The 13,393-nt window shown below is 53.6% G+C and carries 13 protein-coding genes; 5 read left to right on the top strand and 8 right to left on the bottom strand.

The features are described 5' to 3' along the window. Nucleotides 1-60: 60 nt before the first annotated feature. From RUM8411_RS05835 to radC, 3 genes are all read right to left on the bottom strand, one after another. The gene (locus RUM8411_RS05835) at nt 61-525 is read right to left on the bottom strand and encodes a hypothetical protein (protein ID WP_143534833.1); all 465 of its coding nucleotides are present in this window, start codon (nt 523-525) and stop codon (nt 61-63) included. A 231-nt stretch (nt 526-756) separates the two neighbouring features. Further along, nucleotides 757-1,152 carry a thermonuclease family protein gene (locus RUM8411_RS05825; RefSeq protein ID WP_085821751.1) on the bottom strand — a complete coding sequence of 132 codons (396 nt, stop codon included), beginning with the start codon at nt 1,150-1,152 and terminating at the stop codon, nt 757-759. A gap of 49 nt (nt 1,153-1,201) precedes the next feature. Continuing rightward, on the bottom strand, nt 1,202-2,140 hold the full coding sequence (gene radC, locus RUM8411_RS05820) for a RadC family protein (RefSeq protein WP_085821750.1): 939 nt from the start codon (nt 2,138-2,140) through the stop codon (nt 1,202-1,204). A 122-nt stretch (nt 2,141-2,262) separates the two neighbouring features. Here radC and RUM8411_RS05815 point away from each other — a divergent pair, with 122 nt between their 5' ends. Further along, the gene (locus RUM8411_RS05815; protein ID WP_200818537.1) at nt 2,263-3,645 is read left to right on the top strand and encodes an HNH endonuclease; all 1,383 of its coding nucleotides are present in this window, start codon (nt 2,263-2,265) and stop codon (nt 3,643-3,645) included. A 110-nt stretch (nt 3,646-3,755) separates the two neighbouring features. Here RUM8411_RS05815 and rnhA read toward each other — a convergent pair whose 3' ends face one another. From rnhA to RUM8411_RS05790, 5 genes are all read right to left on the bottom strand, one after another. After that, nucleotides 3,756-4,217: a ribonuclease HI gene (gene rnhA, locus RUM8411_RS05810; RefSeq protein WP_085821749.1), complete on the bottom strand. Its 462-nt coding sequence runs from the start codon at nt 4,215-4,217 to the stop codon at nt 3,756-3,758. Continuing rightward, on the bottom strand, nt 4,214-4,570 hold the full coding sequence (locus tag RUM8411_RS05805; RefSeq protein WP_085821748.1) for a hypothetical protein: 357 nt from the start codon (nt 4,568-4,570) through the stop codon (nt 4,214-4,216). Before RUM8411_RS05805 ends, rnhA begins: the two co-directional genes overlap by 4 nt. A 74-nt stretch (nt 4,571-4,644) precedes the next feature. Continuing rightward, nucleotides 4,645-4,899 carry a hypothetical protein gene (locus RUM8411_RS22465; RefSeq protein ID WP_143534832.1) on the bottom strand — a complete coding sequence of 85 codons (255 nt, stop codon included), beginning with the start codon at nt 4,897-4,899 and terminating at the stop codon, nt 4,645-4,647. A 952-nt stretch (nt 4,900-5,851) separates the two neighbouring features. After that, a complete protein-coding gene (locus tag RUM8411_RS05795; RefSeq protein WP_085821746.1) occupies nt 5,852-6,403 on the bottom strand; it encodes a recombinase family protein in 552 nt (183 codons plus the stop codon). Between the two features lie 637 nt (nt 6,404-7,040). Continuing rightward, nucleotides 7,041-7,940, bottom strand: coding sequence for a DUF3800 domain-containing protein (locus tag RUM8411_RS05790; RefSeq protein WP_085821745.1), 900 nt, complete (start codon nt 7,938-7,940; stop codon nt 7,041-7,043). Between the two features lie 393 nt (nt 7,941-8,333). Here RUM8411_RS05790 and RUM8411_RS05785 point away from each other — a divergent pair, with 393 nt between their 5' ends. The 4 genes from RUM8411_RS05785 (at nt 8,334) to RUM8411_RS05770 (ending at nt 13,388) form a co-directional block, all read left to right on the top strand. Then, entirely contained in the window at nt 8,334-9,317 is a 984-nt protein-coding gene (locus RUM8411_RS05785; RefSeq protein WP_085821744.1) for a glycosyltransferase family 2 protein, read from the top strand. Nucleotides 9,318-9,322: 5 nt separating this feature from the next. Next, on the top strand, nt 9,323-10,264 hold the full coding sequence (locus RUM8411_RS05780; protein ID WP_085821743.1) for a hypothetical protein: 942 nt from the start codon (nt 9,323-9,325) through the stop codon (nt 10,262-10,264). After that, a complete protein-coding gene (locus RUM8411_RS05775; protein WP_085821742.1) occupies nt 10,261-12,276 on the top strand; it encodes a tetratricopeptide repeat protein in 2,016 nt (671 codons plus the stop codon). The genes RUM8411_RS05780 and RUM8411_RS05775 overlap by 4 nt, the downstream gene beginning before the upstream one ends. Nucleotides 12,277-12,389: 113 nt before the next feature. Beyond that, a complete protein-coding gene (locus tag RUM8411_RS05770) occupies nt 12,390-13,388 on the top strand; it encodes a glycosyltransferase family 2 protein (protein ID WP_085821741.1) in 999 nt (332 codons plus the stop codon). The last annotated feature ends 5 nt before the right edge of the window (nt 13,389-13,393 follow it).

The following is a 13,393-nucleotide window of genomic DNA, read 5'->3' as shown; positions in this document are numbered from 1 at the left end:
AATACAAAGTAACCCAAATACTTTCTGACCAAGGCGTTTTTGCCTGGTGGTGGGCTACCTCTATTCCATCAGCGAGGATGCCAAAGCATCGGATGAGATCGTCGCTTTGACCTGATAGGCTCCGAGCACAAAAAGCCCTATCGCCGAAACTGTGGCTAGAAATGCCAAAACGTGAGATGAAACATTGGCAATACGACTCAGGCGATCACTTTTCCCCTCAGTTCTCTTATTCAAGATCGCCAGCATTGAGTAGTGGGTCAAATAGGCCAAAGCTAACGCAATAACCGAAGCAGCAACGCCCCACGCGAAGTACATCAGTGCAAACGCAACACCTTCCAATAGTGCCGTTAAGTCGCCGTTGTCTTTAACTATCGAGGCAACAAAACCAAGCACGGCAACAGCCGCACCACCGTTGATAAGCAGCGCACTTTTCAGTACAATATTTGAGGTATCAATAGCTTTTTCGTTTATCATCTGGAACTCTTCAAAGTTCCTTTGATGCTGGGCTTCGTTAGGGACTGCCACCTGTGGTTCCTTCTCGTTTGCCTGAATTACGAATTTCGCTTGGCCCACCAGTTGGCTAAGTCAGGCCCTGCACTGAACCCCCAACCAGCCCCAATAGAGGTGAAAACCGAAACTCCGGCTATGGCGACAAATGGCCCGCCGACAATGCCTGTACCGCTGCCCACTAAAAACCCGAGCAGCCCCCCAGCGGCGGCTCCTAGCAGTCTTGATTTTCTCAATTTGAGGGTCCTTCTATCTGCAATATCCCGCACGTTTCAGCCGTGATTTGGCTGCGGCTGTTTCCAACTTCCTGTATCTGCCACCTGAGTACCGAGGGCAATCTAGTGCGTGGCCAGCGGCAATCACAGCGGCACCCACGTCCTGACCATCCGCATAGCAAACACCGACCCAGCGGTCATAGGTACGTTCTCCGTTCAAGTCGCACGTTACAGTCTTCCCGCGAAGATAGTTGACCATCCACCGTTTAGCATTCCGACCAGATCGAGTGCCCAACTCAGGCGCATCGACGCCGTTTAAGCGCACAGGAGTGCCATCGACAACGATGGTGTCGGCATCTCGGACGTATGTGCCACCCGCCAGAGCAGTTGTTGCGAGGATGAAAGAGGCGGCTGTAAGTATGCGTTTCATGATTGGAAAACTGTTCGATAGGGCAAAGGTCTAACTGTCAGGTATGCCGTTAACCTCTTGTTAGCAACCCGTTAGTGCTGAACGAGTACTCTTCCTTCTTTCCGACAATAACGTGGTCGTGGACGGTGATGCCCATTGTGTCGCAAGCATCCTGAATGCGCTCTGTCATAAGGACGTCCGAAGTACTCGGCGAAGGGTCACCTGAAGGATGGTTGTGGACGAGGATGAGGGAACTCGCGTTCAGTTCTAGAGCGCGTTTGACGATCTCGCGGGGATACACCGGCACATGGTCAACAGTACCTTTTGCCTGTTCCTCGTCAGCTATCAGAACATTCTTGCGGTCCAGATACAGGACACGGAACTGTTCCACCTCTCGGTGCGCCATTGCGGTCCTGCAGTAGGTGACCAAGGCTTCCCAAGATGAAACCACATCCCGCTTCAATACCTGAGCCTGTGCCATTCTGTGCCCAAACGCTTCGACCACTCTGAGGTGATAGTATACCCAGTCGTTTGCGCCATCGACTTGGAGTATTCGATGCCTTGATGCTGCAATGACCCCGTTTAGGTCGCCAAATTCTGCCAGTAGACGTTTCGCAAGAGGTTTAACGTCAATTCTTTGGATGGCGTTGAACAGAAGGAGTTCCAGTAGTTCGTACTCGGGCATTGGTCGGTGACCGCCTTTTAAGAAGCGATCTCTTAGGCGCTGGCGGTGCCCCCAATAGTGAGGTCGTTTGGCTCCGTCATCACCCGTAACGAGGCCACCCCCGGCTGCGTTCTTTGGCGATAGACGGTCACGATAAACATAACTGGGTGAATGGGCTGGTTCGCTGATTGCGTCCGGTGGGGGAATTCGCGCGTCGAGGTCTTTAAGCCCCTTCATCGCATCCTCTGAGAAGCCGTATTGCCCGTCGTATTTGACTAGCTTGCCGAACTTCTTTCTGTCTCCCGCTATCACCCCTTTGAGGTGGTCTATGATCTGGCTTTTCATACCCGCGCCCGCTGTTGAACTCCTTCCGTAGAAATTGGCAGGACGTTGGTTAACGATACGTAAATGAACGGATTTCCGCGATCTGGTCTTGCTTTGCGTCACGCTAGCAGCAAGATGTCGTCATGAGTTTATCTGACATTACTACAGCATCAATCATAGCCGCATGTGACGAATACGACGAGCTTGGCAAAACCAGGTTTCTCAAAAAGTATGGCTTCGGTAGTTCGAAGAAGTACCACCTTCTCCACAACGGGAAATACTACGATTCTAAGGCTATCGTGGGGGCCGCGCATGGATATGTTGGGCCGGGATTTGTTCCGCTTAATGCTAAGAACTCATCTGGTGGGCAAGGGCGCGCCGTGCAGGTCTTAGAGAACCTAAGATTTGAAGTGGTTGAGAATCCGCCGCCAACACGAAATCCGGACTGGTCGCGCGACGAACTTATCCTCGCAACTGAGTTCTATCTTCGACACGCGCCGAGTATTCCCAGCAAAACATCTAAACCGTTGACTGCACTCGCGGACGAAATACGTGCGACAGCAGTTATGCAGGGGCTTAGCGGCAACGACACCTTCCGTAACCCAAACGGTGTTTACATGAAGCTTATGGAGTTGCGGAAGTATGATGAAAATTACAAAGGTATTGGGCTTGGGCACGAGCGTGTTCGTGACGTTGAACTTGAAGTCTTTACGTTGCCAGAGCGCGAATTATTGTTGGCTGCGTATGACATAAGAAACCGCATTCAGGCTTTTCGTGAAAGCGGGGGGCAGGTTCCGAAAGTCGAAAGGCCGCTGCCAAAATCAGAAGTGCTACGGGAGCTACTGGCAAGCGATAAGCCATTGGAGAACCAGCTAGCGGAAGTTCTGATTGATTGGCAGGATACCAAACGTGACTTCGGACGGTTCCCGGGGCTTGGTCGAGAACCGAGCCAAATTCGGAAACACGGTGCTGTGCATGTCATTGAAAAGCGCGTGCGCTCTCGTGCCAGTGGGTTCGATGAAGTATCGGCATCCGGTAAGTCTTACGAACAAATTGTAGTCGATCACTTCGAGCAATTCCCAAATGAAGTCGTTGAAACCGCGAAGAAACGGCTCGCGGATTTCGACTTGGCAATGCCGACTGACAACCGGGATGAGTTGGAGAAAAAGACCAAGGCTATACTTTCGCGGCCTGAAATGCTCTCAGAACCGCCTGCTGGTAATCCGTCACCAAAGAAAGAGCTAGCACTCGGGACGGTCTACGTCCGCGACCCACGCGTCGTTGCGTACACACAGCAAAGGGCAAATGGCGTGTGCGAACTGTGTCAACAAAAAGCACCTTTCCGCAGACCAGATGGCACAGGTTATCTCGAAACACACCACATATTGCCTCTAGCAGAGGGTGGTCCCGACACCGTAGAAAACTGCGCTGCTGTCTGTCCAAACTGCCACCGTGCGTTGCACTCAGCGAACGACAAAGAAGGCTTAGCGGAGGTTTTGAAGAAGCGCCTGAGCGATACGGTTTGACTCGTCGTGCCACTGCAAACGAGCCTTTGGAGCCTCTATGCCAAACCCATCTGCCCCGGAAGAATACCGCCGGGGTAAACGTGGTGTTCTCGGGACAATATGCCCCGAACTCAGGCCGCTTTGTAGGCAGCGTCAGCAGCCATTGCGTCTACTTCTTCATTTCTTCGGTCTCCTGCGTGGCCCCGAACCCATTCCCATTGCACGTTAAGCTCGTCAGTCACTGTGAGTAGTTCCTCCCAAAGGTCGCGGTTTTCGACGGGCTTACCGCCCGCTTTACGCCAGCCGTTAGTCTGCCATTTGTGGTGCCAATCAGTCATTCCTTGGATGAGCAACCGGCTGTCAGAGTAAACGGTGATCTGAGCTTTTTCGCCTTTCTTGATCTTTTTTAGGCCCTGAATGGCGGCTGTCATTTCCATCCTGTTGTTGGTGGTGTGTTTGACGCCGCCATTGATGGACCGCTTCTTGACCTCTTTGCCGCCTTCGTATCGTCGGAGAGTTGCAGCCCAGCCGCCGCGACCGGGGTTTCCAAGGCATGAGCCATCAGTGTGAATAGTGATTTCAGTGTTTGTCATTTGGGCTTCTTCTTCGTTCGTTTGGGGGCTGTGGTTTGTTTGCGGTCGGTCATGGCGACCACGCCAAGCTCAACCAAGAATGAAAGCGCTTCGCTCTGTGAGACCTCACGCTCCAACTGTTTGACCATGCGCTCACGCACGGTGTTGACTGCAACCACCACTTCAGGGCGCACTCTCATGCTGGCCCAATGGCTTGGTCGGTCGGCCCAAGGGGCAAGCTGGTCATCAATCTTATCGTGGCCCAGACGGGCACGTGCGGTTGACCTCAGGCGTTTCGTGAATGCTCGTCGCTTGTCATAGCCGATACGGCGTAACCGTTTGTCAGCCACGCGGTTCTGTTCATTCAGTTCCATTGTGTTTCTCCAAAAATGAATAAAGACGCCCGTTATGGACGTCCTGATCGCTGGTTGGGGTGATTATGCCCCCGCTACGTTATCGCAATGCCTTCAATCTCATTCCCGGCTTGCACCCTGCGGACATACGTTTGGATGGATAGACCATAGAACTTACGGGTGTAGCTGCTGGCGGCTTGAGCGATGTTCTTACGCCCCGACATTCTGGGCGGCTCTCGCAATAGCCTCAGGTCACACAGAATGTTCCTGAGACCAGCATCCACGCAGATGTAAGTCAGTATTTGCTGCATGACGCCGAGGCGTTCTGACGGAGCGACGGAGTAGACCATGCGTTCCAAGTCCATAGCGCGAATATAATGCGTCCTAGACCGCACCTTGTTCTCCACGGCACGGGCACCTCTTGTGCTGTTCTTACTCCCCGCCTTCTTGCATTTGACTGAGCAGTACTTTTGGTCGGACCTTCTAGGTTCAAACGTATGGCTGCACCTAGTGCACGCCTTAAGGTTCCCCTGAAGGGATGTGACGATGTTCATTTTCGAGGGTTCCTTACGATGGGATTGTGGTGTGATGAATGACGATCATCATCACTTGGTCTCTCCACGAGCGGAGCGAGCCATGGGGGGCACCTGAACGTGTTGGCAGTGAAACTGCATTACCTTCAGGGGAAGACTTTATTGGGTTGATTTTGATGAAGGAGACGAAGGTCGACGCACCTTAAGGATAGCCTGTAGGGTTACTATTACATATGCGGAGGGACCTTTTACCGACACCACCCCGTGCTACACTGTGTGCAAGGTGGATTTTTAACGGATGACGCCCTGATGCAGAGACGCGCTGGAATGATCTGACGGGACCTAAGCCCCGCCATCTCAAGACAACAAAGATCGGAAATACACATGAAGTGCCCGATAGGTTCCGCTTCAGGGAAACCCACGGGGCAACTCACGGGGAATGCTTGGGTGAGACATCCAGCACACAGGACGCCCCACCACAGATGGTCTGCTATCAGCCTTCCTTGTCGGTCGGTGATAACGCCATGCTGACATCGCCTCGCACTTCCACGAAACGAGGCAATTCGGAAATTCTGTGTACGGCTATAGTGTGGGTGAATTGACCCTGTCCGGCCGTCAGGTAGGGCTATTATGGGGGATGACTGCCGCTAGCTGATCGTTCTGTGGGGGCTCGTATGGGGGTCAACTTGCCTCTGGGGTCACTCAAGTCACCGCCAGCTATCCATTTAGGCAGTAAAACAAGGGGCCTGCGGGTTACAAAATCCGCGTCTTACGCCGCCTCTTTGGCAAGCCTGTAAACCGTCGCTCTACTGACCCCATAGTCCCTTGCGATCTGGGTTGGCTTCTCACCATTTTGGAACGCCTCACGAATGGCTGCGGCCTTAGTCTCGTCCATAGCTGGGCGCCCTTTGAATTTCCCCTCGGCCTTGGCCTTCGCAATCCCTTCACGCTGCCTTTCAAGCATCACCTCACGTTCAAACTGAGCAACGGCCCCGAGGATTGTCTCAAGCATCTGTGCAGTGGCGCTATCGTTCATCATTGGCATGTTCATGATGTGTAGTCGAACGCCTTTGGCTGAAAGCCGCTTGCGAATATCGATGAGGTCAGGGACCGAGCGCGCCAGACGGTCCAGCTTAGTGACCACCAGAGTGTCACCTTCACGGGAAAAGTCTATGGCGGCCTCAAGATGGTCTCTCTGCTTCACACTACTGACCTGCTCAGCAAACACCTTCTCACAACCATGGTCTTTCAACTCACGCTGCTGCGCCTCAAACCCTGCGATCTGGTCTGCTGTCGACGTCCGCGCGTATCCAATTAGCATGTGCCTGTCTCCGAGTGTGTATCATTAACCTCTTTAGGTTAAGTAAGAAAGTGCGCTTTAAATGTCAACCCCACTTAAATGAGACAGTATCTGAGGGGTTGGCACCTGTCTTGTTACACTCCGGTCAAATGAGACCCATGCGTTCAGGACGCCTTGGGGCACCTTCTGTGGTTCGTGAACGTCAGGCGGTGGCGGCCAACGTTAACGAAAGTCTCGCCCGGTCCCTCACGGGTCACCTTGAAGGGGACTGAACGGGTCTCACGCTCGACGAGCAAGTCAAAGGGGCCGAGGCAAAAGTCAAAGACGATCATTCTACTATTCCTATTCTTGGTGGTACTGCATCAGTGCGATGCAACGCCTAGATGATTCATGCCGAGACAATCGTCAACTCATTGTTTTTATTGTATTAAAGGGAATTTCTTGCAGGTGGAGAGAGTTGGTCCTGATGTGGCCCCACCGGGGGGTCTGCGCGGCACTATGTATAATCTCGGGCACTCAGATTTTTTTGCCGAAATAATTGCGGCATCAATCAGCAACCACGTTTGCAGATCATAGTGCCGAGCCGACGGTACCGGTGGTGGTTGGAACTCACAGCGCGCTGAGATTTCTTATCTGAGTTGGATATGGCCGATCAGCTTTACTTTGCCTTCTTCTTCTCACTGAGCTTCTTCAAAAAAGCGCGGTCGTAGCCGAATGTCTCAAAAAAACTCCACTGCTCTTCTGAAAGCGTATCTACCAACTGAGCGGCCTTATACAACGTCATTCCCACATTGGACGCCTTGCTTGGGAACCACGGGCTGTGCTTCTTTTTTGCGACGATGTTTTCCAAGTGGAGGGCAGGGTGGTCTGAATAATGTGGGGACGACCGTTCGATTGATTGAAAAGTCGCGCTAACTACGGTGTCGGCAAGTTGGAGGCCGGGAAGCGTGGAAGCCGGGGCGCGCTCAATTTGGTCGTACCGTAGTACTTCATGCTTGATCTCGCGGGTATCCAAGTAAGTCGTGCCTTCCTTGGCTTGTTCCAGCAGCGTCTGAACATACTCTTTGAAGTGACCAAAATGATGCCCCTTTCGGCTAGCCATTATGATCTTCAACACAGGGTCTTTGTGACCCTGCTTCAACGCGTCGTTGTGAACAAACTCGGTCACTCTTTCGAGAAGTAATCGGGTCACAAAGTTATAAAGGATTTGGCGCTCATCACCCCCCGCTGTAGCTGCGCGGGGATTGGAGTGTCCAATCATGGTCTCCTTGAAAGAACATACGACAAAAGCTCTTGCACGATACGTCGCCAATTTCTTGCAGACTTTTATGCGGTTGCGTGGCTTGTAGTTCCGGTAGTGGAGGACGCCCCCGTCTTGCCCTCCGATCTCTCTGAGAAGCGCGTTCCTTCTTTCCTCTAGCTCAGCCTCCACGCTTTTGCGCACAACGTACCCACCCAAGCAGAGCCACTCTGAGTTGCCGTCTGGGTTATGTGGTTTCAGGTCATGTGCTTTATCGTCGCCTGCTTCATCGACGTAGAGAATATACTGGTAAGACATTGAAATGCTTTTGGTAGTAGTTAGATGCTATCGCTTTACATTAGGTTGAGTGTTTCGGGGCTGCAATGCGGTTGTGACCTACTACCGTTCCCTATGGGTGACTTGACAGGCACGACAGCACACAATACGCCTTGGGGCAGCACACATTTGGGGAAACCTGAAGTCTGCCCTAGGGCGCTTTGCCCATAAAAATAAGGGGTTGTCGGCGCTAGTTCGATTGTTCTAGATGCTTCTCGACCGCACCAAACTATTCCCACTATTGCAAAACGGCTGTTCTCTCGAAGTGTAGGGTTGCACCAGTTTACCGGGGATTATTGATATGTGGATTTCCAGTCTCGCCCGTGCCCGCGGGGTTGTGTATGACGATGGTCAACGCAACTGAGGAAGGTCTTAATGTCTCAGGCCATTACCGTATTCACGACGATGAAGAACGAAGGCCCCTATATGCTGGAATGGGTCGCGTTCCATAAGGCGCTGGGGATTGATCACTTTGTGATTTTCACCAACGACTGTGAAGACGGCACGGATGATATCGCGCGCAGGCTGCAAGAACTGGGGATCGCCACCCATGTGCCAAACGAGGTGAAAGAGGGCGGCAATCCACAGCATCAGATGCTGCGACGCGCGCGGCGGCAAGCAAAGGTCAAAGCGGCCGATTGGCTGCTTTGTCTGGATGTGGACGAGTTTTGGAACATCCGTCACGGGGATAACAGCTTTGACGCGTTGATTACCGAGGTCGAACATCGCGCCGGACAGCCGGTTGACGCAATCTCGTTTGCGTGGAAACTGTTTGGCAGTTCGGGCAACCTCAGCTTTGAAGACAGGCCAGTGACCGAAACGTTTTCGATGGGGGATCAGGAATTTCCCTATCATTCCAGCCGGGCCTCGGGTCTGAAGACACTGTTTCGCAACAATGGCAAGTTCACCCGATTTGGCCCCCATCGCCCCAAAGGCGTGGAAGAGGGGAAAGAGGCCGAGATTGCCTGGTCGGATGCCGGCGGCAAGCTGTTTCCAAGCGAAAAGGTCGGCTGGCGGGCCTGGCGCGGGTTTGATCATTCGCTTGGTCGTTTGCATCACTACTCGGTGCGGTCGCTGGATGGCTTTCTGATCAAACGCGACCGGGGGCGGACAAATCACATCAAGGTGGATCAGGGGCAGTCATACTGGCAGGACATGAATGCCAACAAAGAAACTGATCAAACTATCCTGCCCACCGCCCGGCGCGCGGCCCCGCTGTTGGATGAGTTGAAAGCGGATGAGGTTCTAGGGCCGCTCCACACCCAGGCTTGCGACTGGCACCGTGCCAAGATCGCCGAGATCAAGATGCGCCCGGACTGGGTGGACTTTCGGGTGTGGCTGGTGGACAATCTTGTTTGAGAACCATGGCAGACGACCTTTCAAAAGAGCAGTTGAAACCCGAACACCCCGATCGCAAGACCGGGTATGAACGGATTTTGACCGACCCCGCACCGCCGTGGTTTGTCGAGCTTTACCCCGGCGGCGACGGTGCCGGATACCTGCAAAAGCTTGAACGTCATTCGGTGCTGTTCCATCAGCGCTCGGCGTCGCAACTGGTTGTCAGCTTCGACAATATCGCCAACGCCAATGACCTGTCCTTTGCGCGCGAACCCTGGGGGTGGAAGTTTTTCCGGGATGCAGGCTGGTCGCATATGGGGGTCTTTGCGAGGACCAAGGCGTGGTATCGCGACCCCGAGATCATTTCGTATTTTCAGGATCGCGCTGCCGAAGGATTCTTTGACAAATATGACCGTGTGGTGTTCGCCGGTGCCTCAATGGGCGGCTTTGGGGCGCTGACTTTTTCTGGCCTGGTTCCCGGTTCGCATGTGATTGCCTTCAATCCGCAAACCACGCTGGATGCGCGTCTGGTGCCGTGGGAGACCCGATATCGCTTTGGTCAGGTTCAGGATTGGGATCTACCTTTGGGGGATGCGGCCCAGACGGTACGGACAGCGGGCAAAGTCTACGTCTTCTATGATCCATTCTTTGACCTTGATCGCCAACAGGTTCAGCGGCTGAGCGGAGAGAATGTGCTGCTGCTCAAGACATGGTTTGCGAACCACTTTGCAGCGCCGATGCTGCGTAAGCTGGATATTCTAAAGCCGGTCATGCTGAAGGCGATGGATGGGACGCTAGCGCCCATCGAGTATTACCAAATGATGCGGGCCCGCCGTCAATTGCCCATGGTCATGCGCGGGATCGAAGGTTTTGCGGAAGACCGCCATCCAAAACTGGTACAGCAGGCGCGCCGACGGTTCCGGGTTCTGCGACGCGCTGCAATGGCCGAGGTCGAGGGGTCCTCATGACCCCACCCAAAGGTGTGTTCATCGGCCAGCGCAAGGATCGCATGGGCGCACGATTGCTGATGATGCTGACCTGCATCCGCCTGGCCGAGGATTTTGATACCGATTACCGGGTGAACTGGTTCCCGCAAGGAGCCGACGCGCCGGAACTGGACCAACCGCAGGATCTGTTCACGAAAGACTGGATGGACGCCTATTTCCTCAGCACCAAGGATTTCGATGCGCTGTCAAAGCAGGCCCTGCCGATCTGGAAGTTTCAGAACGACAAGTCTCCGGACCGTCTGATCGCACATCTGAACTCTGGCCGGTCCGTTCTGGTCGAAGAGGGATTCGAGGTGTTTGCCTTTCCATGGGAGGATATCGAAACGATCCGTCCAAGGTATCGCGAGTTTATCTACCGAATTGGCTTTACAGAGGAAATCCGCGCCATCATGGACCGAGCGGATGCCAAACTGTCGGGGCAGGGGGTGTCGGCCTATCACATACGGCGGGGCGATATCCTGAACGGGTTGCCCTGGAAGCACACGACTTGGCCTGCCAAGATCGAGCCGGAAGAGCTGTATGAGGCACATCTTGAAAAAACCGCCGGGCAAACGGCCATTATGTTTTCGGATCAACCCGAACTGATCGCGCGCTTTCAGTCGCGGTTCCCCAACTTGTTGGGAATGGGCGACATTGCCGACGTTTCCGGCATGACCCGGGCTCAGCGAGACTTTCTCGAATTGTATACGATGTCACGAGCGGATCTCGTGATCGCGCCGTTTATCTCTGCGTTTTCAATGGCGGCTGCCCGGATTTCGGGGCAGCAGCGCAAAGTATTTCGGGATGTTCTGTCCGAGGATGAAATCAAACAATCGAACGAACAAATGATTGACCGACTCCGTGGCGGACCAAGTGGTTTCTTGAATCCTTCCGAAGCTGCGCATGTTTACGCGAAGGCATCCTTTGTATTGCATGGCCTTGACGGTGGTGATCGCGCTGAAGAAGCCAGGAAACTGGTCGAGCCACTTCTGGAAGCAAAGGCAGACAATGCGTTCCTGCCGCTTTTGCAGGCACTGAACTTGTTCTACTTGAAAAAGTGGCCCGAAGCACTGGAACTGACGGAACAAGCGCTGGCGCATTCTGGCCTTTGGCCAGAGGATCATGCCGTTGCCACCGCTTTGCAGGCTGCGATTTTCGGAGGTCAAAAAAAGCGGTGGAAAGCTGCCCTGTCTTTTAGTCGCGCATTTTGGGCTAAGCCCATGCGGCCGGACGTTACAATATTCGGGTCGAGGTTGGTGTATCGCGATCAGATTGCCCATCGGGCGATGCCTCCGATGGATTGGGTCGTTTTAAGGGCAATCAGGCGTCCATGGTTCAACTACAATGCTCATGTCGCGCAACGGAAAGTGTTGGGCCGTTTGCCATGCAATTTGGATCTGATTTTGTTGGATTGGTCTCAACTCGCCATTGACCAACGTGCGCGTCGCCTCGTGTCGAACAGCACGCGTCTGAGCTTGATTTTTGAGGGTTTAAAAAACTCGACACAGCTTCCTCCGGAAGCCCGGTTGTCGGCAGAAGAACCTGGCTACCAGAGTCTGCGTACACTTCTTGAAGTTCGTTTAGGTGAAAAACCTTTGTCTGCTGCAATTGATGATGCACGAAGAACGGTGCGGGTTTTTCCCGATAGCGCGTTCTATTTTAAACGGCTTGCAGACTACTATGAAATGGATGGAGATTTTGCGAATGGTCGTTTGGTCATGGCGGATGCTCTGGCCTGTGATCCGGGAAACCCCTTTCTGATCTTCGCTATGGGGCAGTACCTGGAAAGGAATGGCGCTGTTGAGCAAGGTCAAAACCAGATCATTCAAGCGGCGGAGTTAGACGAAAACACGGCACTTATACAAGGTGAAGCCGGGCGAATACTTCTTCAGCGTGGTGACAAGAAAGAGGCGCGTAAGTACCTCAGACAGGCTCATGTTCTTTGCCCGACCCTCAAGAAGTTTTCCAATCAACTAAAACGAGCTGGTGGGTAAGTGTGTTTGATTTTCCCTTGGTCACGCAATCAAAAACACTTAGTTTGCTTTCAAAGCCCGGATGCCGTTTTTGGTAACCTCGGGCCAACAATAAACCGACAGGGCAGTCAGTCATGACCGAACAGGATCCCCGATACATCAGTGTTACCCCGATGAAGAACGAAGGCCCCTTTGTTCTGGAGTGGGTGGCGCATAACCTAGCGATCGGCGTCGACGATATTGTCGTGATGACTAACGATTGTACCGACGGCACGGATGTCTTGCTGCAGAGGCTGCACGACAGGGGGATCGTGACCCATGTCGACAACAACTCGCGCCGCCAGACCAGCCCGCAAAAGCGCGCCTACAAAAAGTTCCTCCGGATGGAGGTTGCGCGGCCACAGGACTGGGTCATCGTGATTGACGCCGACGAGCATATCAATGTGAAAACCGGCGACCACACCCTGCAGGCTCTGACCGAGGCTATTCCGGACGCAAAAACGATCTCGATGACGTGGAGGCTGTTCGGAAATGCAGGTGTCATCCGGTATGAGGACCGGTTCCTGTCGGATCAGTTTCAGCGTGCGGCGCAGGAACAGAAACCCCGCCCTCCGCAGGCTTGGGGTTTCAAGACGATGTTCCAACGTCAGCTGTGGGATGCGCTGGGCGTTCACCGACCCAAACGGCCCACTGTCGAGACGATGGAGGAATGCCATTGGTACAACGGGTCGGCGCAAAAGATGCCGGAACGCTACTACACCAGCAGTTGGCGGTCGGCGCGGGATTCCATCGGATATGATCTGGTGCAGGTCAATCATTACGCGCTGAAATCGTGCGAGAGTTATCTGGTCAAGAAAATGCGTGGGCGGGCCCATCATCTTGGGGAAAGCCTCGGGATGGAATACTGGAACATGATGAACCAGAACGCTGAACGGGACAGCTCAATTGATGTTATTCTGGACCGCAAGCGCGAACATTTCTACGAATTGATGTCAGACCCGGAAACGGCGCGTCTGCACCATGTGTCTTGTGACCTGCACCGCGAGCATATCGCGGCGCTGCGTGAACAGCCCGAAATGCAGGATCTCATGCAGCAGATGACATCCGGCTTTGTCGCTCAGCACCAGGAATGAGCGGG

It is taken from the genome of Ruegeria meonggei (assembly GCF_900172215.1).
GTDB lineage: Bacteria > Pseudomonadota > Alphaproteobacteria > Rhodobacterales > Rhodobacteraceae > Ruegeria > Ruegeria meonggei.
This window is presented reverse-complemented; position numbering and strand designations above follow the sequence as displayed.

Bases quoted from the DNA above. Each gene is read 5' to 3' on its own strand.
- RUM8411_RS05815 (WP_200818537.1), top strand. From the start codon at position 2,263: ATGAGTTTATCTGACATTACTACAGCATCAATCATAGCCGCATGTGAC.
- RUM8411_RS05775 (WP_085821742.1), top strand. From the start codon at position 10,261: ATGACCCCACCCAAAGGTGTGTTCATCGGCCAGCGCAAGGATCGCATG.
- RUM8411_RS05780 (WP_085821743.1), top strand. From the start codon at position 9,323: ATGGCAGACGACCTTTCAAAAGAGCAGTTGAAACCCGAACACCCCGAT.
- rnhA (WP_085821749.1), bottom strand. From the start codon at position 4,217: ATGACAAACACTGAAATCACTATTCACACTGATGGCTCATGCCTTGGA.
- RUM8411_RS05770 (WP_085821741.1), top strand. From the start codon at position 12,390: ATGACCGAACAGGATCCCCGATACATCAGTGTTACCCCGATGAAGAAC.
- RUM8411_RS05805 (WP_085821748.1), bottom strand. From the start codon at position 4,570: ATGGAACTGAATGAACAGAACCGCGTGGCTGACAAACGGTTACGCCGT.
- RUM8411_RS22465 (WP_143534832.1), bottom strand. From the start codon at position 4,899: ATGGTCTACTCCGTCGCTCCGTCAGAACGCCTCGGCGTCATGCAGCAA.
- RUM8411_RS05825 (WP_085821751.1), bottom strand. From the start codon at position 1,152: ATGAAACGCATACTTACAGCCGCCTCTTTCATCCTCGCAACAACTGCT.
- RUM8411_RS05785 (WP_085821744.1), top strand. From the start codon at position 8,334: ATGTCTCAGGCCATTACCGTATTCACGACGATGAAGAACGAAGGCCCC.
- radC (WP_085821750.1), bottom strand. From the start codon at position 2,140: ATGAAAAGCCAGATCATAGACCACCTCAAAGGGGTGATAGCGGGAGAC.
- RUM8411_RS05795 (WP_085821746.1), bottom strand. From the start codon at position 6,403: ATGCTAATTGGATACGCGCGGACGTCGACAGCAGACCAGATCGCAGGG.
- RUM8411_RS05790 (WP_085821745.1), bottom strand. From the start codon at position 7,940: ATGTCTTACCAGTATATTCTCTACGTCGATGAAGCAGGCGACGATAAA.